The organism is Alteromonas sp. ABH4_452 (assembly GCF_056311825.1).
The window spans coordinates 812,973-833,772 of sequence record NZ_CM149973.1 but is presented as its reverse complement, the minus strand read 5'-3'; the positions used below and the strand labels follow the sequence as shown (position 1 = coordinate 833,772).

Sequence of the window (20,800 nt, the reverse complement as noted above, 5' to 3'; positions counted from 1 at the left end):
AACCCTATGCCATAGCACACGAGTACTGGCAGGGAGCGTCTACGCGGTGAACCTAATTTTCATAAAAAAGGCGATACATGAAGTTTTCACCTTCGTTACTACGTGGCACCTTGATTAAAAGGTACAAGCGGTTTCTTGCCGACGTCGAGCTAGACGACGGTTCAATCGTTACTGCTCATTGTCCAAATACAGGTGCAATGACCGGCTGCGCTGAACCGGGGTACACGGTTTTCTTAAGTGAGTCGACAAACCCAAAGCGAAAGCTTAAGTATACATGGGAACTAGCCCAAACGTTTGATGGTCACTTCATCGGCATTAACACACACAATGCTAATAAGTTGGTGGCAGAAGCACTAGATAACAAGGTGCTAGGTGAATTTTCCGATATCGGCGGTTGGAAAGCAGAAGTAACACCGCCAACTGCCAACAGCCGATTCGACTTCGCGTTAACAAGGGAAAACGCGCAGCGTCAAGAACTTACAGAATACATGGAAGTAAAATCCGTCACTTTAGCGGAAAATAATAAAGGCTACTTTCCCGATGCGGTAACCCAGCGAGGTGCAAAACACTGCTTGGAACTGGCTCGCCTAGCACAAGGCGGTATAAAGACCAGCTTGTTATTCTGCGTGCAACATACCGCTATTGAAAGTGTTCAAGTTGCCAAGCATATTGATCCAACTTATGCCGAAAGCGTACAGATTGCCGCTAATGCAGGCGTAACTGTACTTGCCGCAGGCTGTATAATTGATGAACAAAAAATCCTATTAAATCAATCACTCCCTGTGATTTTATAAAAAATAGGTTGATTTTTTTCATTTCGTCTTCATATTTGCGCCTTGTTTTAGTGGTAGAACGCACTAATGCGTTTGCTGGTAGCCAGTCGTATAAATGATTAAACATCTGGCAAATGTTAGAAACAACACACCAGCATAATAATTACATAGACACGATCGATTGCCTGAAGCTGTCGAGTCTGATATAGATATCGGTCCAATCAGGACAAGATGGATGTCGTAGTGTAGGAGATGTGGCAGATGCCAACAGGAAAAGAAACAAAATCCCTAGGACTATTAGCGCTGGCAGGTTTGCAGCCGTACGAGCCAAAAGCTGACGAAGAGTATATGGGCGAGCCCCAACTTGAGCATTTTCGTCTATTGCTTAAAGCGTGGCGCAATCAACTTCGTGAAGAGGTTGACCGTACGGTAACGCACATGAAGGATGAAGCAGCAAACTTCCCTGATCCTGTAGACCGTGCAGCTCAAGAAGAAGAGTTCAGCCTTGAGTTACGTACACGTGACCGTGAGCGTAAGCTAATAAAGAAAATTGAAAAAACGCTTAAGCGCATTGAAGAAGACGATTTCGGCTTCTGCGATTCTTGTGGTATCGAAATTGGTATCCGTCGCTTAGAAGCACGTCCTACAGCTGATTTGTGTATCGACTGTAAGACCATGGCTGAAATCAAAGAAAAACAACTTCAAGGTTAAGCTAATAACCGCGAGTATGTTGATATAGAAAGCCTCATCCCAAAAAGATGGGGCTTTTTGTTAAACCTTAATTATGCATAACCACTATGTAGGGCGCTTTGCTCCCTCACCCTCCGGCCAATTACATTTCGGTTCACTCGTTACTGCTGTTGCCAGCTACCTAGACGCGAAAAGCCATAACGGCAAGTGGTTGCTTCGCATGGAAGACATCGACGAACCACGCTGCATAGCGGGCGTCGACAAGGACATTCTTACCACGCTAGAAGCCCATGGTTTGTATTGGGATGGCGATGTCATTTACCAAAGTCAGCAACATCCTCGTTATCAAGCGATACTAGATGATTTACTTGCTCAAGAGCGAGCTTATCGTTGTACCTGTACACGTAAGCAAATTAAAGCTATGGGCGGTATCTATAACGGTAATTGCCGAGACAAGTTGTTGAGCATAGATACACAGGACTGTGCACTACGGTTAAAAGTAGATACACCACTTGAAGCTTTTGAAGATGTGCTCATGGGTAAGGTTACGCCTTCTAGTTCAAACGCCGAAGATGTAGTACTTAAGCGACGTGACGGTTTGTTTTCTTACAATCTTGTGGTCATTTTGGATGATGTATTTCAGCAAGTTAACTGTGTAATCAGAGGGTGCGACCTAATTGATGTAACGCCATTGCAACGCGCGGTGTATAAAACACTTGGTTACACCGCCCCTCAATACGGGCATGTGCCGGTAGCGGCTGTCGTGCCAGGCAGAAAACTCAGTAAACAAAACCGAGCAGCCCCCGTTAACAACAATACCGCGCTAAATAATATTGTGCGTGTGATGGACTTTTTAGGCTTTTCCTTTCCAATTGCATCAGAATTTGATGATATTGATTCAGCGCTTAAAGCGGCTATTTCGATGTGGGATAGGAAAAAAGTAGTGAAAACACCCGAAATTATTGTTCCACAGCATGAATCCACTTATTATAGCGAACCTTTATAGTCTGCGGAGATACCATCATCATTCATCGTGTTTTTAAATCTGTTAAGCGCGCTTTTTCAAAAGAGAGCTCGTCCTCTGACGCTTTGAAGCCAAGGACAATGACCCGTGGAGAACACGGCATTTCTCGTGAAGATGTAAGCGCAAATGCATTGAAAGTAATGTATCGCCTTAATGGAGCTGGCTTCGAATCCTATTTGGTCGGAGGCTGTGTACGCGATATTTTGATGGGTCACGAACCAAAAGACTTCGATGTAGTGACTAATGCTACACCTGAACAGATTAAAGGTTTATTCAGAAACTGCCGTCTGATAGGCAGGCGCTTTCGTTTGGCCCACATTGTTTTTGGTCGAGAAATTATTGAAGTTGCCACATTCCGTGGTCACCACCAAGAGTCCGACGAAGACGAAAATCTGCCTAAGGGCAAAGCTATTGCGAAGCGTGATGCACATGGTCAGCTAGTACGCGATAACGTTTTTGGCTCTATCGAAGAAGATGCTGAGCGCCGTGATTTTACCTTTAATGCCATGTATTACAGTGTGGCTGACTTTACGGTGAAAGACTTTGCAAATGGTCTAGCCGCCATAGAAAAGCGTGAAGTTGAGCTAATTGGCGACCCAGAAACACGCTACCGTGAAGACCCGGTGCGAATGCTACGCGCGGTACGTTTTGCCGTTAAACTTGGCATGAGCATCGAAGAAAAAACCGCGGCACCGATGAAATCTCTGGCGAATCTTCTTCAGAACATACCACCAGCACGTTTGTTTGAAGAAACTCTTAAACTGTTTTTATCGGGTAAGGGGGAAGAAACCTTCTTAATGCTGCACGAATACGGTTTAATTGAGCCTTTATTCCCTCAGCTTACGCCATTTTTAAAAGATGAAAACAGCCGTGAGATGCAGTTTGTGCGCCGCGTGCTTGCCAATACCGATGAACGCATTAACAACGATCAGCGTGTTACGCCCGCTTTCCTTTATGCGGCACTATTGTGGTATCCGGTTGAAGAGCAGTCACAGCGCTTGCAAAGTGAGTCTGGCTTAAACGCGCACGATGCATTTAACATTGCATCAGGCGAAGTTATTGCCCGTCAGACGCAACGCATTATGATCCCCAAGCGCTTCTCTACCGTGGTACGTGACATCTGGATTTTACAGCAGCGACTTCCTAAACGCTTTGGTCGTCGCGCGTTTCAATTGCTTACTCACCCGAAATTCAGAGCTGGCTATGACTTTTTATTGGCTCGAGGCCAAGTAGAAGGCGGCGATTTGCTTGAGCTAGCTCAGTGGTGGACGCACTTCCAGCACGCTGACAATGGTAAACAAAAAGGCATGCTTAACGCACTTCGCAAAAGCGAGGGTGGCGGAAAAGGTGCCCCCCGTAAACGCAAGCGTAAACCAGCAGCGAAACGAGGTCCAGATGCATAAAGAGCACGTTTACATTGGCGTAGGTAGCAACCTTGGCAATAGCCAAGAAAAAGCGCAGCGTGCGTTTGATGCCATTAACCAATTAGAAGATACTCGCGTACTTAAAACCTCTTCACTTTATTCCAGTAAGCCGATGGGGCCGCAAGACCAACCTGACTATATTAATGCAGTATGCTTAATAGAAACGTCGCTTAAACCTCACGGACTATTAAAACAACTTCAGCGCATCGAGCTAGAAGAAGGCCGCGAGCGTAAGGGTGAACGCTGGGGCCCGCGCACGCTGGACCTAGATATACTGCTATACGGCAGTGAAACTATCGATACTGCAGATTTGATTATCCCTCACTACGGTATGGCAGAGCGTGAGTTCGTTATGGTCCCCTTGTTTGAAATTGCCCCTAATATGGTAATGCACGACGGTAAGCCTATTTCAGCGTGGGTTGCTAACTGCTCGCTAGACGGACTTAGTCGTCTGCGAGACTTCCAATTAGCAACAAAATCCGTATAGTTCGCCACACGATATCAACAAATATCATTCTGAGACATGTCATGAAGAAAGTAACAGTATCTGGTTTGCTTAAGAAAAAGCAGGCTGGGGAAAAGATCACCTCTTTAACCGCTTACGACGCCAGCTTCGCCAAAATGTTTGATGAACAAGGCGTAGACGCCCTTCTTATCGGCGACTCTTTAGGCATGGTTCTTCAAGGTGAAGACGATACCCTTCCGGTAACTATCGACGATATTGCCTACCACACAAAAAGTGTACGACGTGGTACCGAGCGCGCTTTCGTTTTAGCTGATATGCCATTCATGTCTTACGCTACACCAGAGCAGACCTACACTAATGCAGCAAAGCTAATGGCTGCCGGTGCTAGCATGGTAAAGATGGAAGGCGGAAGCTGGTTATGCGACACCATTAAAGGCTTAAACCTTCGCGGCGTGCCCGTATGCGGGCATCTAGGCTTAACACCCCAGTCAGTTCACGTTTTCGGTGGATTTAAAGTACAAGGTCGTGAAGCAAGCCAAGCGGAAAAGCTGCTTAGCGAAGCAAAAGCATTAGAAGAAGCCGGTATTCAGCTACTAGTACTTGAATGTGTACCTTCATCATTAGGAAAAGCAGTCAGCGAAGCCTTAACTATACCAGTAATAGGCATAGGCGCAGGTAAAGATACCGACGGCCAAATTCTAGTAATGCACGATATGTTTGGTATCAGTGCCAACTACATGCCTAAGTTTTCTAAGAACTATCTTGTAGAAACTGGAGATATGCGCAAAGCAGTATCAAAATACATTGAAGATGTGCAAAGCGGTGCGTTTCCTTCTGCTGAACACAGCTTCGAATAACGGGGTAAAATATGAAGGTGCTTGATAGTATTTCAGCATTGCGCGACACCGTAAATACGTGGCGTCGAAATGGTGAAACCGTAGGTTTTGTTCCCACGATGGGCAACCTGCACGACGGTCATCTTAAACTAGTTAAAAAAGCAAAAGCACACAACGACAAAGTGGTGGTAAGCATTTTTGTAAACCCCATGCAATTTGGTGCAAATGAAGATTTAGACGCCTACCCACGTACCATAGAAGAAGACAAAGCTAAGCTTATTTCGGTGGGCGCAGATGCCGTATTTTTACCAAGTGTTGCTGAGATGTACCCGGCAGGTCTAGACGCGCAAACCTTTGTTGAAGTGCCTGGTATATCAGACTCTCACTGTGGGGCAAGTCGTCCAGGACATTTTCGCGGCGTGGCAACCGTGGTTACTAAACTGTTTAACATGGTCCAGCCAGACGATGCCTTCTTTGGCGAGAAAGATTTCCAACAACTACAAGTTATTCGCGCTCTAGCGCGCGACTTGTCGATGGCGGTAACAGTTCATGGCGTACCTACCGAGCGCGAGGCGTCAGGTCTGGCAATGAGCTCTAGAAATGGCTACCTGACAGAGGCAGAAAAAAACACAGCAAGCGCTATTTTTGAAGAGATGCAGCGTATTAAAGCGAGCATTGAAAATGGTAATACTCACTTTGCTGAGCTTGAAAATATCATGGTTGCTAACCTTGAAGCGAAAGGCTTTAAGAAAGACTACTGCCAGGTAGTTGACGCAACTACGTTTGAAGCGGCTAACGATAGCGATAAAGAGCTAGTATTGCTAGTTGCTATGTTTATGGGTAAGACGCGCTTAATTGATAATATGCAAATTACGCGAGATTAAGTGTAATACCAATCCTCGCGGAAAATCTCGAACTACGAAAGAAAACGCCCGATGCATTACTCCTAAACAGAGCCTGCATCGGGCGTTTTTGTTTGTTCGTTCTGAGAAGTTAACTTTTTCGTTAGCGCCTAAAAGACTAACACTTGAAAAGCTAACACCTATGAAGCAACGGTATCTGCTTCGCGAACAAAATCCATAAGGTCCGTCCACGCCTGTGTTTCTTTCGCGATTAAGTGCTGCTCAGCCAAAATAGCGGCCAAATCATTATGACTCGTTAGCGGGTTGGCTAACACTACGCGAAATACGGTAATACACTGAGACGGGTAATCTGGCGCTTCTAAACGGGTACGAGATACGAATGACTTACCAGCTTCACGCTGCTGCTTTTGAACTGCGACAACGAGCGCGTCAACTTTTTGGTTAATTGCGTTACGCGTTTGGGCGTTAGCGTGCTTTAACTTTTCCTGTACTTCTTCAGGGCACACTCGATAGGTCAATAGCGATAACGTTGGCGTAGTAGTTAATTCAAAGTCACTCGCCTTATCTATCATTTGTGAAAAGTCTTTGGCTTTATCGATGCTGCGATCAATAAGGAGTTCGTAACCTTTGCGACCAAATATATGCAGCGCCGAGTAAACCATCATAGCCATACCGTTACGGGAGCCCTCTAGCGTGGTAGCACCTAAATCTTTAGAGCCTGCACGCAGAATATACTGAGCATGATGTCTTACCGCGTTGGCATGTTGTGGGTCTTTAAAAAGGGCCATGCCCGCGCCCATAGGCACATACATTTGCTTGTGAGCATCAATGGTGACTGAGTCTGCTCGCTCAATACCCTTTAATCGGTCGCGATAACGCGCAGAAAATAAGGTAGCGCCGCCCCAAGCTGCGTCTACGTGGAACCAGCAGCCAAGCTCTTTTGCAACGTCAGCAAGCTCATCCAGTGGGTCGACGTGACCGGTCTCAGTGGTACCGCCCACGCCAACGATAGCAAGAAGCTTATTCCCTTCCTCTTGATAACGTTTACCAATGCGAAGGGCTTTCGCTGGATCTAGGGTTTGTTTCGGCGCAGCGACCGTTAGTAACTGCTCACGACCTAAGCCTAGTACGTCTACTGCTTTTGATAATGAGTAGTGGCCGCGTTTGCTGCACATCACCCCTAAGTTATTAATATCGTAGTGACGATAAGCAGCGGCAAGACCCGCTTTAGCCACGCCTGAAAAGCCTTTTTGCGGGCCGAGTAATTTATTGCGAGCTACCCACAAAGCAGTGATATTGGCGATAGTACCGCCTGAACAGAATGCACCTAATGAGTGTGCTGCACTGTGCAAATGCTCATCATAAAAATCTTGAGGCTGGTCGTACACAAGGTTGTGCATCATACCCAGCACTTGACGTTCAAGCGGTGTGAAAGCTTTAGAGGTCTCTATTTTAACCAAGTTCTGGTTAAGCCCTACCATTAACTTAGAAAGCGGTAGGTGGAAATAAGGTAGCGCAGAGGTCATGTGACCAATAAAAGTAGGCGAGTAAGTATTTACAGAGTGTGCAACGAGCTTATCAAGTAAGCTTTCAGCATGAGTAGACACAAACTCAGGCGACTCAGGCACTTTGGAGTCTGAAAAATCTTTTTCAATTTCTTCTAACGACGTTTTTTTTGTCACTACATGCTGCGACAAAAAATCTAAGATATTGTCAGATAAATGCTGCTCTATTTGAGCCAGCTTTGAGTCTTTGTGTTCAGGTTTGGTAAAGACCCTAAACAGGTGCTCTAAACTAACTTGCGCTTCACCCACTCAACACACCTCATACTTTAAACAATCACACATTTCGCTTACATTTATTGGGCGAAATAAACAGGCGGTTTTGTAGGATACCGGCCTGACACTTACTTTTCCTTCAGCCATTTAGCATGCTTCTTAAACAGCAGCTATTTAACCCCTATACCTCTTTGCTATAAAAAACTAGATATCGGCTAGGCTAATGCGCGTTGACGCGGTCCATTCGTTGCCAAACCTGAAACTTATCACAATACTTTCAGGGTGTGGCACTTTACATCAGATTGCAATGCTCGCCAAGAGGCAGAAACCGCCAATTCACCGTCTTATGTGAAACATTCAGACTAGTTAGTCAATTTTCATGGACATGACGGACACACTATACCTTTAGCTGTCTAGTGATGTGACCTGCAAGGATAAACCATACTTCTTTCAAATTAGTACCGCAAAATTTTGCACTCTCAACTATATTTAATTTATGAATAGTGCAGATGCGCAACCTGCTATAACTGTTAAGCGCAGGTGTCGGGGACGTATCAGTCACTATTAGATACATTATTGCAAGGAGGTCGGTTTATGCCCATACGCGAAATATCCGAGGATTTCTCCATAGAAGATATTGTCCCCTACTTTCAACCCATTGTTGATTTAAATAGCCAAGGGGTATGGCGATACGAATGCTTGGCGCGCCTTATTACACGAGGGGATAAAACCTTTCTGCCCAGCGAATTTCTTTATCTTATTGAACGAGAGCAACATGTAAATTCACTTGCAGCAAGTATGTTCGTTCAGTGTGCCAGTTACTTTCACGATGTGAATATTCCTTGGAATATTAATATAAGTGCCAAAGATTTGTATAACCAGGAACTTACCAACACACTTATAACCCACTTAGCGAGTTACCCAGCGCCAGAGCGAGTAAGCATTGAAGTCAGTGCTTCTACCGCGCTGTCTAATCCTAAAAGCTTAACCGAGTTTATAGAAAAAAGTATGCACGCCGGGCTAGGTGTGTTCATTGACAATGTCGGCTCTTGCCCAGGGAATATACGGGCGTTGATGAACCTGCCAGTTCGAGGCATAAAGCTAGCCGGTGGACTCATTAAACATTACGACGAACAAGAGGCAGTAAGAGAGTATGTGGACTATTTATTGTCGCTGTGTGAACGACATAGCGTAAGCACCATAGCTGAACACGTTGAAGATGAAGCGCATTTAGAACGCGTAAAGCGCCTGCCCATTCGCTATGCACAGGGCTATGTATTCAGCCCGCCTTTAGCGAACGTACGCTCTGCCACAGCACGGCATTAATAGGCTAGTCGTTTAGCGATATAGACGAAAAAAGGGCGAGGTATTGAAGTAAGCTCCCCGCCCTTTTATCCAAAGTAAGCTGCCGCTCAAATATTGAGAGCCTTATTAACTTTCTTCGCTGCGACAATTTAGCTGCCAGCACGACTGCCCACTACCTCGGTACTTTCGTTCAAACGGCGTCATGTGATTGTCGCCGGTGACTTCAGATAAGTCTGACACTATGCCGTAGTGTTTAGCCGCTTGCGCAAATTCCATCAGGTAGATAAGCCAGTTGCTTCGCACCTCAATATTGGGGGTAATAGCCATCAAATCCACCATGGCCGCACTGCCGTGCCAACGCTTTTGAACCTGGGTCTTTTTGGGGTACGGGTTAGGGTACAGTAAAAAGTGCTGCGTCACCTTCCAGTTAGACTGTTTTACCAAGCGCCAAAAGTCATTTACATCAGCACGGATCACCCGATAGTTATCCTGCTGCGCGCTGTAATGCTCATGCTTATCTACCCGTAAAGCTGACTTATCAATGCCGATAACACGGGCATCGGGGTTAGCTCTTGCTATGTTTGCCGTACTTTCGCCAACACCACAGCAAGAGTCTAGAATAACCTCGCCGTTGAAGCCGTCGCCAGCATCAAGCCACGCACTTACCTCGTCAAAGGCGGCTTGTGTATGCTCGCTAATGGGCCTCTTGTTTTCACTGACTTGGTACTTTTTTACTAAGTCGTCTAACTTATCGTGAATACCCACCTGCGATGTAGTGATTTCTCTAGAGTTACCGCTCGCCATTAGCTACGTATACCTTTACCGGTTTTAAGTAAATAGTACGCTACGCTAAATAGCAACGCGTTGAAGCCCACTAACAAAGTAAGCGATAGTGTCACGTTCACGTCAGATACACCTAAGAAGCCGTATCGAAACCCGTTAACCATGTATACAACAGGGTTCGCTTTGCTCACCCATTGCCAGAATTCAGGCAATAGCGTAAGAGAATAGAATACGCCGCCTAAATAAGTTAACGGCGTTAAAACAAACGTTGGCACCACGCTGATATCATCAAAGGTTTTGGCAAACACTGCGTTAATCAGGCCTGCTGTAGCAAACAAGGTAGAGGTGAGCAATAACGTCAGCGCAATAATGCCTAAATGATGTATTTGTACGTCAACGAAAAATAGCGACACCAAGGTAACGATTATTCCTATGAGAATAGCGCGTGCTACACCGCCACCCACATACCCAAGAATGATAACTGAAGTGGGTACAGGCGATACCAATAGCTCTTCAATATTGCGCTGGAACTTTGCGCTAAAAAATGAAGATGACACATTGGCGTAAGAGTTTGTGATCACCGACATCATAATAAGTCCGGGCACAATAAACTCCATGTAGGTAAAGCCCCCCATTTCGCCAATACGGTTACCGATAAGGCTACCGAATATAACGAAATAAAGACTCATCGTAATAGCAGGTGGCACTAGGGTTTGTACCCATATGCGCAAAAAGCGCGTGCATTCTTTTATCCAAATCGTGGTTAGCGCTACATAGTTTTGTTTAAACCAACCCACGTTTTCTTCTGTGTTCATTTGTGTACTTTCAGTTTTCATGTTTTTCACCGTTTCCTGCTGTGGGCTTAGCTAGCTTGTTTCACTGATTCAACTAAACGCACAAACAATTCTTCAAGGCGATTTGATTTGTTGCGCATACTCATTACTTGAACGCCCTTTTCACTGAGTTGCGTGAAAACTGGGTTTAGTCCTTCGGTCTTCTCTACATCAACTTCAAGGGTGTGGTCGTCAATCAAGCGGTGCTCGAAACCGGTTAGCAGGTTGTCTGTGGTCGACACGCCATTTGGGGCTTTAATATCTAACACAAAGGTTTCTACATTAAGCTTAGACAGCAGCGCCTTCATGCTGGTGTTCTCTACAATGGTGCCCTTATTAATAATGGCGATATTGCGGCACAGCATCTCTGCTTCTTCAAGGTAGTGGGTGGTAAGGATAATGGTAATACCCTGACGGTTTATTTCTTCTAAAAAGCCCCACATGGAGCGGCGAATTTCAATATCTACGCCTGCAGTTGGTTCATCTAGAATAAGTAGCTTTGGTTCATGCATTAACGCACGAGCAATCATTAAGCGGCGTTTCATACCACCTGATAACTCGCGGGCGCGGGCATCGCGCTTTTCCCATAGATCCAGTTGAGCAAGGTATTTTTTAGCGCGTTCTTTCGCAACACTACGCGGTACGCCATAGTACCCTGCTTGGTTAAGCACAATTTGCAGTACGGTCTCAAACTGGTTGAAGTTGAACTCTTGTGGTACCAGACCAATGCAGGCTTTAGCTTGTTCTTTTTGCGTGGTGAGATCATAACCAAACACCGAAACGCTGCCGTTAGTTTGATTAACAAGTGAGCTTATAATGCCAATGGTGGTAGATTTTCCCGCCCCATTAGGGCCGAGTAATGCAAAGAAGTCTCCTTCTTGTACTGTAAGGTCGACGCCTTTTAGTGCCTGTACGCCACCTTTGTAGGTTTTGGTTAACCCTTTAATGTCCAACGCTTTCATGATTTGCCCGTAGTGAGAGTGTGACTACTAAGACATACTGACCTTTGATAAAAGCCAAAGGTCAGTACGCCCTAACCAACTTTAGTGAGATGTCGTTATCTGTCGCTAACAATATATAGCCAACGAAGTGTAACCTAGTTCATGCTATTAAATGAATACACTCGCGTTTAGTGGTTGCTTTAAACAGTTAGAAAATGAGAGCGAAAAGCACTTTTTCAACCCTAATAAAAAAGCGCTGCGTACCGTTGGGGGAGCACGTAGCGCAAAGGGTAGCTATAAGCCAATAGAAATATGCACGTAGAAGTTCAGCCTTACCGCTTCCACGGTGCTGTTTGTCACTCTCTTGAGAATAAAAGAGACGTCAACAGCACAGTCTGCTTTAACCACATTGCACTTGCTAAAACAGACTAGGTATAGAAGCCTGTTTTGAAGCGATGCGCACTGTGTTCGACAGACGATGTTTATTTAACACGGTATAAATGGCAGAAAAGACGCCTAATTGTGGAAATGTAATGATGGTTTAATAACAATCCATACAGACAGTACAATGGAGCGCTGAGCCAGATAGAAGCTCGTGTTGTAGAATGCTCTATTAATAAAAATTTCGCTCGACGCCTCTCAAATATGGCGCAAATGAGGCAAGTTTGAGGATTTTATGTCGAACTCAGGCAATAGCTTTTGTTCATAGGTATAGTGTGCGTTCTATTGGAATTATAATTGTGGGTTAATGTATGCCAAAGACAATTGCATTAGTGGAAGATGACGCGGCCATTCGCGAAAACTACATTATGGCGCTTAAAGCGCAGGGATATAGCGTAAATGCCTATGAAGACAGACCCTCTGCGGCCGAAGCGTTTAACCACACCCTACCCGACTTAGCCATTATTGATATTGGTTTGAAAGATGAAATAGAAGGTGGCTTTATGCTTTGCCAGCAACTGCGAGGTCTTTCTCAAACCCTTCCTATTATCTTTTTTACTGCGCGGGATAACGATGTCGATACTATTAGTGGCCTTAGAATGGGCGCTGATGATTATCTAACTAAAGATATCAGCATGGCCCACCTGCTAGCCCGAATTGCCGCACTGTTTAGACGTACAGATTTGCTTGCTGCTCCCACAGAGCAAAAAGATGAGCTAAAAGTAGGTGACTTAAAAGTAGATGTATCGAGAATGACGGTAAGCTGGCAAAACCAACCTGTTTTACTGACGGTAACAGAGTTCTGGATGCTGCACGCACTCATCAAGCGACCAGGTCACGTAAAAAGCCGTCAACAGCTTATGGATGAGTCGAGAATGGTAGTCGACGACACCACCATTACGTCTCACATAAAACGTATGCGCAAGAAATTTGTGCAGCTTGACGCAAACTTTGATCATATCGATACCGTGTACGGTATGGGGTATCGCTGGCAGCTTTAAAGTACGTGGGTTTAACGCTGTGTATCATCAGTAAAAAAATAGAGGCAACCGACTACGCACATGGGATTTCGCTTTTCTATCCGCCTTCAGCTTATGGTGCTGTCGTTGTTCCTATTCACCATTCCCTACTTGGGCTATAACTACGTGTGGGAGCTTGAGCAGTACCTTAGAAATGGTCAGGAGCAAACCATGATAGGTACGGCGCGAGCCGTTGCCACTGCTCTTCACGAACGACCCGCTTTATTTGATAGTCAATCAGCTTATCTTCAAGACGTACGCCCCGGTACAGACCTTTACGCGCCGCCTATTCCTTATCCTATTCAGCTAGATGGCGAACTTAATGACTGGCAGCAAGTTAGCGAATTAATGAGCGAGTATGGCAGTAATGAAGTCATTGAGTATTACAACGACTTTGCTGGCGAACCCACTAGCTTGTCATTTAAACATATGGTGGGACGCTACGGACAATTTCTGTATGCCATGTTTGAAGTGAGCGATGACGCGCTGTTATGGCGGCAACCCAATAGCTTAAGCGTAGAAACGGGCGACCATTTACTTATCGGCATGGAAACCCCAGAGGGCGAACTAGCAAGATACGTTGTTGCGCCTTATGAAAGTGGCTGGGTAAACGCGTACAAACTTGCTAGCAACACGTCTACAACACGGGCAATAGAGAACGCTCTTTCAATTCAAGGTCGCTGGCAGGAAACCGCCAATGGCTACAATGTTGAACTGCGCTTCCCGCTGTCTATGACTACAGGCGGCTTAGCATTTTCACTCGTCGATGTTGATGATGAAAACAGCAGGTTGAAGCAATACGCGCTTGGCACGGCAAATACAAAAGAACTCGCTGAACTGGGCACTGTCATAACACCTTCCCCTGAAATTGAGCGTATCTTGGCAGGCTTGAAATATGCCGATTCACGGGTGTGGGTTGTGGACAAGCACAAACGCGTGCTCGCTCGCGCTGGTGATATCCAATCGGCTACAGGCATTAAAGTCGATGAAAAAGAAGCCTCATCTAATGCGGTTTGGCACTGGATAGAGAGTGAGTGGTTACTTCCACTTTACTACCAAATTCTTACGCGCCCACCTGCCGACTTTATCGATGAGTTAGACGATGCCTATGCACTAGTGGGGCAGGATTTAGGTACGGCGTTAAATGGTCAGCCTGAATCACTTTGGCGCTTGTCACCCGATAACAAAGCCATTGTACTTTCTGCTGCATACCCTATTTTTATTGAAGGTAATGTAATGGGGGCGGTAATTGTAGAACAAACTACTAATGGCATTCGCACATTGCGAAACCGAGCCCTAGAACAACTTTTCCACGTTATTTTAGCAGTAATGACCATAGGTACATTAGGGCTACTGCTATTTGCTACGCGAATTTCAAATCGTATTCGGTCCCTTCGTGATAACACCGAGGCTGTCATTGATGACAATGGTAAAATTATTGGCACACTGCCGGTATCTAACCAACGTGATGAAATTGGCGATTTATCCCGTTCATTTGCGGACGTCCTTTCACGCTTACAGCAATACAACTCTTATCTAGAGAACATGGCCTCTCGTTTGTCACATGAGCTAAGAACACCTATCGCTGTGGTGAAGTCATCGTTAGATATGCTTTCTCACGTTAATGATGCTGACCAACAAGCGGTGTTTGTAGAAAGAGCTCAATCGGGCGTAAATCGTCTAAGTACCATATTAAACAGTATGAGCGAGGCTACGCGATTAGAGCAAGCGATTGAGCAGGAAGACTTAGAAACCTTTAATATTATCAAGGTGATTGACGGATGTGTTCAGGGCTATCAGCACGCTTATGCGCAAAGAAAATGGACCTTTATTTCCACTGACAATAGTTTGCTTATTAAGGGGTCACCCGAACTTATTGCCCAGCTTTTCGATAAAATCGTGTCAAACGCTGTGGACTTCAGCAAAGACAATGATGAAATCATCGTCAAACTAGAAAAGCAGGACAAATCCGTGCGGTTGTCGGTGAGTAACCCTGGGCCTTTACTTCCCAAAGGAATGAAGAGTCAGCTTACCCAATCCATGGTATCGGTAAGAAAAGAAAATGACGTGCAAAACGCTACTCACTCTCCTCATTTAGGGCTAGGACTTTATATCGCAAACATGATAGCCATTTTTCATAAAGGTCAGCTCTTATTAAATGACAGAGGAGATGGCACGGGTGTCATCGTTACCGTTACTCTGCCGCTTTAATTCTGATATAAGCCATTTTTGGCAAAGTTACTTGTTATAAATAGTCGGAGAATCTAATAGCAAAGCAAAAGTCTCTCCTCATGAGACGTCCTTTTTGTTAAGTGGCAAGCTATCTCACAAAAACAACTAACAGAAATATAAGGAATATTTAAATTAAGCGTTACTAAAAACTCTTTTAAATATATCAAATGAGAATGTTTATCATTTATATTTACATTGCTTTACATATTTCATAGACTTCGTCCTCCTTACACACACTCAAGGGAAACAGGATGAAAAACACTAAGTTAACTATGGGCGCACAGACTATTGCCGCTGCACTGGCATTTGGTAGTGGTGCAGTAATGGCTCAGGAAGAAGTAGAATCGTGTAGTGATGCAACTTCGACAGAATGTGAAGCCGCCTCTGACGAAGCAATAGAACTGATTAAAATTCACGGCGTACAGCAATCTATCTACCGCTACAATAAATCTGGCGATCCTCGTCGCTTAGCAGACCTTGTTGATACCCCACAAACCATTAGCGTTCTTACTCAAGACCAAATTCAAGAAAGCGGAAGAACAGACTTAAAAGACATACTGCAGGCACAGGCAGGCGTAACTTTAGGTACGGGTGAGAATGGTAATGCTTTTGGTGACCGCTATATAATTCGTGGTCATGAAGCACGTAGCGACGTATTCGTTGATGGGCTTCGCGACCCAGGTATGACAACCCGTGAAAGCTTCGCTACCGAACGCGTTGAAATTACCAAAGGTCCTAGCTCTACCTTTGCAGGCCGTGGCTCTTCAGGTGGTGCGGTTAACTCTATCACTAAAAAAGCTTCTACCGCTTATAACTTCGGTCGTGTTGATGCCGCAGTAGGTACCGATGAGCACACACGTTTAACTGTCGATTTAAACAAAACGCTAACTGAAACCAGCGCGGTGCGCTTAAATGGACTTTACTCGTCAGAAGATAAGCCTGGCCGTGAAGGCATTGAACGTGATCGTGAAGGGGTGCAGCTTTCTTATGTGAATCAGCCTACTGACCGTTTGTCATTCACTGGCGACTTGTATTACCTCAATGCAGAAGACATTCCTGACTTAGGTAGCTATTACGACAGGGATGCTGGCTACCCGCTTGAAGATATTCCTGTATATGCACAAGACGAAGACTTCCAAAACTCGGAAGTAACTACATTCACTTTACGTACTGAGTACGATATCAGTGACAACGTGCGTTTTTATAACGCAACTCGTGTAGGTAAAACGGAAAACGAATACATTACCACAGGTATGCGTGGCACAAACCGTGACGCAACCGACCCTACTGCACCAGGTGCTTACACACTATCTTTAAGCAATCACCAAGGTTGGCAGGAAGTTGACTACGTAACTACCCAGTTTAACCTATTCTGGGATACGGCTTTCGCAGGCGTTGATCACCGCTTTGTATTCGGTTTTGAATATACAGATGAGTCGGTAGACAACGGCGTGTTCAATATGGATTACACTAATCCATCAAACTGTTTAACCGGCGGTCGTCGCGGTGTATCTGAAAGTTACTGCCTATTAGATGGCAGTGGCAATGAAGTTGATAACATTAGTTCGTTGATGGGCAAAGCCTTTACCCGTGGCGACGTGGATGCACTATTCGACATTGAAACTTACTCACTATACGTTATGGACACCTTTGAGCTGACCGATAACTTTAATGTTTTCGCAGGCTTGCGTGTAGATAGCTACGACTATACTAATGCGACGTCGGGTCGTGGTGGTGAGCAAGTGTATGCCTTCGAAGATGAGCTCTACAATGGTCACTTAGGGCTAGTGTACGATGTGACCGAAAACGGTAACATCTACGCTTCGTATAGCACGGCAACCAACATAAACGGCGGTGAATCAGATCTTGGTGCTAACTGTGGTTATGGCGGTATTTGTGGTACGCCAGAGCAAGCGTCTCAAGCTGATCCAGAGCAGGTTGAAAACATTGAGTTAGGTACTAAGTGGTCACTATTCAATGAAAAGCTTGTAGCAAACGCCGCACTATTCCGCATCACTAAGAGCGACGTACACGAGAGTGTTGGTGATGCTTATTCAACGCTAGGTACATTGAACACAGGTGAAAACCGTGTAGAAGGTATTGAGTTTGGTTTAAGCGGTGATATCACAGATAAGCTTAGCATCCAGGCGTCTGCTGCATTTATGGATTCAGAAATTCTTGAGTCTTACAGCGAAGATAATATCGGCCTTGCGCTAAGCAACTTCGCTGACGAAAGCTTCTACATTCAAATGCGCTATCAGCCTAATGAGAAGTTTGCCTTTGGTGGAGACTACAGCTACCAGTCGGAAATGTATGGCGGTCAACCAGATACCGCAGCGGGCTATAGTGCTGAAACCGGTGAGTACTCTATCGTAGTTCCTGACTATCAAGTGGTTAACCTATTCGCTAACTACTATCACTCAGAGTCACTGACTTTCCGTGTTAACATAGGTAACTTGTTTGACGAAGAATACTGGACAGCAGCCTACCGTTCTGGCGCTTTCATGTATATCGGTGATGGTCGCAACATTACAGGTACCGTTAGCTACGAATTTTAATGCTAGCATGACCTAGGCAGGCGACTGCCTAGGTCTTTTTATATTAAAAACACTCTAAAAAGCACTGAAAACATGATTATTATTGATGACTTATTGACGAAAAGCGATGTTGCGCAGTTTCGTCAGCAGCTTAACGATGTTCCCTTTGTTGACGGTAAAAATACGGCGATGGGTATGGCTGCAGGCGTCAAAAATAACGGTCAGGCAGATGCACAGGACAAACGTGTTCAGCAGCTTGCTAACCAATTGCTGAGCAAATTAGGTAACCACCCCAAAGTTATCTCCGCTGCCCTTCCTCAACGTATTTTCCCGCCGTGCTTTAACCGCTACAGCGAATCGCAAACCTATGGCTACCATGTAGACGCCGCCATTATGCGTATTCCGAATACGCCCGATGTCTTACGCAGCGATATGTCGATGACGATTTTTCTTACCGATAAAGATGACTACGAAGGCGGTGAACTTGTTATTCAGACAGGATTTGGCGAGCAAAAAGTTAAATGCGATGCCGGAAGCGCCATACTCTATCCATCTTCAAGTCTACACAAGGTTACGCCTGTCACTAAAGGCGAGCGCATTGCCGCTATCACCTGGCTGCAAAGTATGGTGAGCGACCAACAAATGCGTGAAACGCTCTTCCAGCTTGATCAAAGCATCCAGTCGCTGGTCAACTCCGGCACCGCAGAGCGAGAGCAGCTTGATGGACTTCATCATGTTTACCACAACCTGGTCAGAAAGTTTTCTCAGCTTTAACCGCTATTAAACTCAAGCACAATCTGGCACAAGTACTATCGCGAAAGTTTTCTTGGGAGCGAACGAAATAAAAACGTAATCAACAAGGTCTTATACTAATGGTGTAGCGCAGTTGTATATTACTGGGTTTATTCTATGGTTAATTCAACTGACGCTTTCTTTTTATACTTTGTGCTGTGGTACTTGAATGAAATATAAAACACTTTTTACCGCCCTTCTTTTTATGGCTTGTTCAAGTATGGCCTTAGGACAAAACGGCGAAACCGCTAGCTTTTCTATCACACTGAATGATAGCGATGGTGAGCCTGTCGTTAACGGCGTATTTCTATTTGAGCCCCAGTTTGAGGTGGATGAGCATCAAATGCCACACCAAAAACCAGCCGTAATGAATCAAATAGATAAACAGTTTGAACCTCACGTGCTTGTGGTAAAAGCGGGTACTGAAGTGACTTTCCCTAATGCGGATAATTTGTTTCACCACGTCTATTCATTTTCACCTACGAAACAATTCGAACTAAAGCTCTATAAAGAGTTTACGGCAGAGCCTTTACGCTTTGAAAATGCAGGTATTGTGGATATTGGCTGTAATATTCATGATTGGATGCTGGGCTACATTGTAGTCTCAGACTCTCCTTTTTTTGGAAAAACTAATACTGAAGGGCAGTCTTCAATTTCACTTCCTCATGGTGAGTACACCGTCCGTTTTTGGCACCCGCAAGTGGAAGGTGAAAAAGCGCTCCCTGCACAGTCCATTTCTGTGTCTGCCGATACTCAAGTAACATGGGCACTTAATACAAACATAATTAGGGATGACGGATTCGATTCTGGTTTCGGCGACTATTGATGCGGTTTGTCACTCAATCATTAGCCCTATTGTCGTTAGTTTTCTCTATCGCAAGCTACGCAGAAACAGACTTTTTGTTGCGCGGAACCTGGGCGCTGAAAGAAAACACACAAAGTTTTCAAGACTTTGGCCAAAACCACCAGCGATTCGAAGGTGATGGCTTACACCTTTCTCAAGCAGTTATCTCAACCAACCAGCGTCTGTTTGACGATTGGACATTATCTGGTGCTTTAAACGCTTACAGTGACGGTGAGGAACGACTCAACTTTTCTCAGCTCTATTTAAAATATCGGCCACTTAGCGCCTCATCTATAAAGCCAGAAGTAAAAGTAGGTGCATTTTATCCTGCTATTTCAGCTGAAAATACAGACATTGCTTGGCTATCACCTCACTTCCTCACTAACTCAGCCATAAACAGCTGGATAGGTGAAGAACTAAGAACAGGCGGCATTGAGTTAAGTTTTAGGCAAAGCGGTAGGCAAGTGCGAAGCAACTGGTCGTGGAAGATATTAGGCAGTTTGTTCAAAGGAAACGACACCACAGGTACCCTACTTTCTTGGCGAGGCTTTGCTCTTCACGACAGACAGTCCCTTTACAACGATCGGGTGAACTTTTTGCCTATCCCAGGTGTGGTTGACGAAGACGGCCTGGGTGCGCCCGCTTGGACCGAACCCTTTAGAGAAATAGACAACCGCTTCGGCTATTATTTTGGGGCACATGTGGCGTACAAGCGCAGCGCTGAAATGCGCTATTACTATTACGATAACAACGCAGATGCCAATGTAGTCGACCCAGATCGACTTTATGCGTGGCATACACGTTTTCATTCGTTAACACTGCGCTATTTACCTCGCCCCGAAATAACACTGTTTTCTCAATTTTTGTATGGCGACACCTTAATGGGCGAAAATATTGTCGATAATGGCTTTGCGAGCGCTTATATTGCCGCTGCCTTAGATTTGAATGCGGTGGGACTGAAAGACTTAACCGCGGCAGCACGCATAGGCTGGTATCGCGTGAGTGATAATGACAACACTACGTACGACCCTAATGGAAGTAGAGGGCACGCCTTTACTTTTAGCGTAAAGTACGACGCAACCTCTCATTTTTCCATAACGACAGAATGGCAGCTAAATTCAGGTCTTCAAGAAAATTTGCGCTTTTTTCAGCCTAGTGAGAATTTCACAGAACACCTCTTTCAAGTGGCGTTAACCGCAACACTCTGAACTATAGCTTT

At 45.1% G+C, this 20,800-nt stretch carries 18 protein-coding genes; 14 read left to right on the top strand and 4 right to left on the bottom strand.

The window, feature by feature from the left end; genetic code table 11:
* Positions 1-77: 77 nt before the first annotated feature.
* The 7 genes from sfsA (at position 78) to panC (ending at position 6,097) form a co-directional block, all read left to right on the top strand.
* The gene (gene sfsA / locus ACYX4N_RS03605; RefSeq protein WP_269918532.1) at positions 78-794 is read left to right on the top strand and encodes a DNA/RNA nuclease SfsA; all 717 of its coding nucleotides are present in this window, start codon (positions 78-80) and stop codon (positions 792-794) included.
* A gap of 240 nt (positions 795-1,034) precedes the next feature.
* Positions 1,035-1,484 carry an RNA polymerase-binding protein DksA gene (dksA, locus tag ACYX4N_RS03600; protein WP_012519849.1) on the top strand — a complete coding sequence of 150 codons (450 nt, stop codon included), beginning with the start codon at positions 1,035-1,037 and terminating at the stop codon, positions 1,482-1,484.
* Between the two features lie 73 nt (positions 1,485-1,557).
* Positions 1,558-2,469 (top strand): tRNA glutamyl-Q(34) synthetase GluQRS, encoded by a 912-nt coding sequence (gene gluQRS / locus ACYX4N_RS03595; protein ID WP_476055635.1) that lies wholly within the window; start codon positions 1,558-1,560, stop codon positions 2,467-2,469.
* 98 nt (positions 2,470-2,567) lie between these two features.
* A complete protein-coding gene (pcnB, locus tag ACYX4N_RS03590) occupies positions 2,568-3,890 on the top strand; it encodes a polynucleotide adenylyltransferase PcnB (RefSeq protein WP_334060752.1) in 1,323 nt (440 codons plus the stop codon).
* The gene (gene folK / locus ACYX4N_RS03585) at positions 3,883-4,398 is read left to right on the top strand and encodes a 2-amino-4-hydroxy-6-hydroxymethyldihydropteridine diphosphokinase (protein WP_474804270.1); all 516 of its coding nucleotides are present in this window, start codon (positions 3,883-3,885) and stop codon (positions 4,396-4,398) included. The genes pcnB and folK overlap by 8 nt, the downstream gene beginning before the upstream one ends.
* Positions 4,399-4,439: 41 nt before the next feature.
* Positions 4,440-5,234, top strand: coding sequence for a 3-methyl-2-oxobutanoate hydroxymethyltransferase (gene panB / locus ACYX4N_RS03580; protein WP_014980494.1), 795 nt, complete (start codon positions 4,440-4,442; stop codon positions 5,232-5,234).
* Between the two features lie 11 nt (positions 5,235-5,245).
* A complete protein-coding gene (panC, locus tag ACYX4N_RS03575) occupies positions 5,246-6,097 on the top strand; it encodes a pantoate--beta-alanine ligase (RefSeq protein ID WP_476055634.1) in 852 nt (283 codons plus the stop codon).
* Positions 6,098-6,255: 158 nt separating this feature from the next.
* On the opposite strand, the gene panP is transcribed toward panC, so the two are convergent.
* On the bottom strand, positions 6,256-7,890 hold the full coding sequence (gene panP / locus ACYX4N_RS03570; RefSeq protein WP_476055633.1) for a pyridoxal-dependent aspartate 1-decarboxylase PanP: 1,635 nt from the start codon (positions 7,888-7,890) through the stop codon (positions 6,256-6,258).
* 558 nt (positions 7,891-8,448) lie between these two features.
* Here panP and ACYX4N_RS03565 point away from each other — a divergent pair.
* Positions 8,449-9,180 carry an EAL domain-containing protein gene (locus ACYX4N_RS03565; protein ID WP_476055632.1) on the top strand — a complete coding sequence of 244 codons (732 nt, stop codon included), beginning with the start codon at positions 8,449-8,451 and terminating at the stop codon, positions 9,178-9,180.
* Between the two features lie 105 nt (positions 9,181-9,285).
* Here ACYX4N_RS03565 and trmB read toward each other — a convergent pair whose 3' ends face one another.
* Genes trmB through ACYX4N_RS03550 form a run of 3 tightly spaced genes read right to left on the bottom strand, consistent with a single transcriptional unit; the run spans position 9,286 to position 11,737 of the window.
* Complete coding sequence (gene trmB, locus ACYX4N_RS03560; protein ID WP_476055631.1) at positions 9,286-9,963, bottom strand: tRNA (guanine(46)-N(7))-methyltransferase TrmB; 678 nt, start codon at positions 9,961-9,963, stop codon at positions 9,286-9,288.
* Entirely contained in the window at positions 9,963-10,778 is an 816-nt protein-coding gene (locus ACYX4N_RS03555) for an ABC transporter permease (protein WP_474829535.1), read from the bottom strand. Before ACYX4N_RS03555 ends, trmB begins: the two co-directional genes overlap by 1 nt.
* Positions 10,779-10,804: 26 nt before the next feature.
* Positions 10,805-11,737, bottom strand: coding sequence for an ABC transporter ATP-binding protein (locus tag ACYX4N_RS03550; protein WP_476055630.1), 933 nt, complete (start codon positions 11,735-11,737; stop codon positions 10,805-10,807).
* Between the two features lie 731 nt (positions 11,738-12,468).
* Here ACYX4N_RS03550 and pdsR point away from each other — a divergent pair.
* From pdsR to ACYX4N_RS03520, 6 genes are all read left to right on the top strand, one after another.
* Positions 12,469-13,158 (top strand): proteobacterial dedicated sortase system response regulator, encoded by a 690-nt coding sequence (gene pdsR / locus ACYX4N_RS03545; protein WP_179984790.1) that lies wholly within the window; start codon positions 12,469-12,471, stop codon positions 13,156-13,158.
* Positions 13,159-13,218: 60 nt separating this feature from the next.
* A complete protein-coding gene (gene pdsS / locus ACYX4N_RS03540; RefSeq protein ID WP_476055629.1) occupies positions 13,219-15,387 on the top strand; it encodes a proteobacterial dedicated sortase system histidine kinase in 2,169 nt (722 codons plus the stop codon).
* Positions 15,388-15,659: 272 nt separating this feature from the next.
* Positions 15,660-17,966 (top strand): TonB-dependent receptor, encoded by a 2,307-nt coding sequence (locus ACYX4N_RS03535; RefSeq protein ID WP_476055628.1) that lies wholly within the window; start codon positions 15,660-15,662, stop codon positions 17,964-17,966.
* Between the two features lie 72 nt (positions 17,967-18,038).
* Complete coding sequence (locus tag ACYX4N_RS03530; RefSeq protein ID WP_476055627.1) at positions 18,039-18,719, top strand: Fe2+-dependent dioxygenase; 681 nt, start codon at positions 18,039-18,041, stop codon at positions 18,717-18,719.
* A 187-nt stretch (positions 18,720-18,906) separates the two neighbouring features.
* On the top strand, positions 18,907-19,563 hold the full coding sequence (locus ACYX4N_RS03525) for a methylamine utilization protein (protein WP_476055626.1): 657 nt from the start codon (positions 18,907-18,909) through the stop codon (positions 19,561-19,563).
* Positions 19,563-20,789 (top strand): porin family protein, encoded by a 1,227-nt coding sequence (locus ACYX4N_RS03520; RefSeq protein ID WP_476055625.1) that lies wholly within the window; start codon positions 19,563-19,565, stop codon positions 20,787-20,789. Before ACYX4N_RS03525 ends, ACYX4N_RS03520 begins: the two co-directional genes overlap by 1 nt.
* The last annotated feature ends 11 nt before the right edge of the window (positions 20,790-20,800 follow it).

Excerpts from the sequence above, each read along its gene's own strand:
- sfsA (WP_269918532.1), top strand. The coding sequence starts at position 78 with ATGAAGTTTTCACCTTCGTTACTACGTGGCACCTTGATTAAAAGGTAC.
- dksA (WP_012519849.1), top strand. The coding sequence starts at position 1,035 with ATGCCAACAGGAAAAGAAACAAAATCCCTAGGACTATTAGCGCTGGCA.
- gluQRS (WP_476055635.1), top strand. The coding sequence starts at position 1,558 with ATGCATAACCACTATGTAGGGCGCTTTGCTCCCTCACCCTCCGGCCAA.
- pcnB (WP_334060752.1), top strand. The coding sequence starts at position 2,568 with ATGACCCGTGGAGAACACGGCATTTCTCGTGAAGATGTAAGCGCAAAT.
- folK (WP_474804270.1), top strand. The coding sequence starts at position 3,883 with ATGCATAAAGAGCACGTTTACATTGGCGTAGGTAGCAACCTTGGCAAT.
- panB (WP_014980494.1), top strand. The coding sequence starts at position 4,440 with ATGAAGAAAGTAACAGTATCTGGTTTGCTTAAGAAAAAGCAGGCTGGG.
- panC (WP_476055634.1), top strand. The coding sequence starts at position 5,246 with ATGAAGGTGCTTGATAGTATTTCAGCATTGCGCGACACCGTAAATACG.
- ACYX4N_RS03565 (WP_476055632.1), top strand. The coding sequence starts at position 8,449 with ATGCCCATACGCGAAATATCCGAGGATTTCTCCATAGAAGATATTGTC.
- trmB (WP_476055631.1), bottom strand. The coding sequence starts at position 9,963 with ATGGCGAGCGGTAACTCTAGAGAAATCACTACATCGCAGGTGGGTATT.
- ACYX4N_RS03555 (WP_474829535.1), bottom strand. The coding sequence starts at position 10,778 with ATGAAAACTGAAAGTACACAAATGAACACAGAAGAAAACGTGGGTTGG.
- ACYX4N_RS03550 (WP_476055630.1), bottom strand. The coding sequence starts at position 11,737 with ATGAAAGCGTTGGACATTAAAGGGTTAACCAAAACCTACAAAGGTGGC.
- pdsR (WP_179984790.1), top strand. The coding sequence starts at position 12,469 with ATGCCAAAGACAATTGCATTAGTGGAAGATGACGCGGCCATTCGCGAA.
- pdsS (WP_476055629.1), top strand. The coding sequence starts at position 13,219 with ATGGGATTTCGCTTTTCTATCCGCCTTCAGCTTATGGTGCTGTCGTTG.
- ACYX4N_RS03535 (WP_476055628.1), top strand. The coding sequence starts at position 15,660 with ATGAAAAACACTAAGTTAACTATGGGCGCACAGACTATTGCCGCTGCA.
- ACYX4N_RS03530 (WP_476055627.1), top strand. The coding sequence starts at position 18,039 with ATGATTATTATTGATGACTTATTGACGAAAAGCGATGTTGCGCAGTTT.
- ACYX4N_RS03525 (WP_476055626.1), top strand. The coding sequence starts at position 18,907 with ATGAAATATAAAACACTTTTTACCGCCCTTCTTTTTATGGCTTGTTCA.
- ACYX4N_RS03520 (WP_476055625.1), top strand. The coding sequence starts at position 19,563 with ATGCGGTTTGTCACTCAATCATTAGCCCTATTGTCGTTAGTTTTCTCT.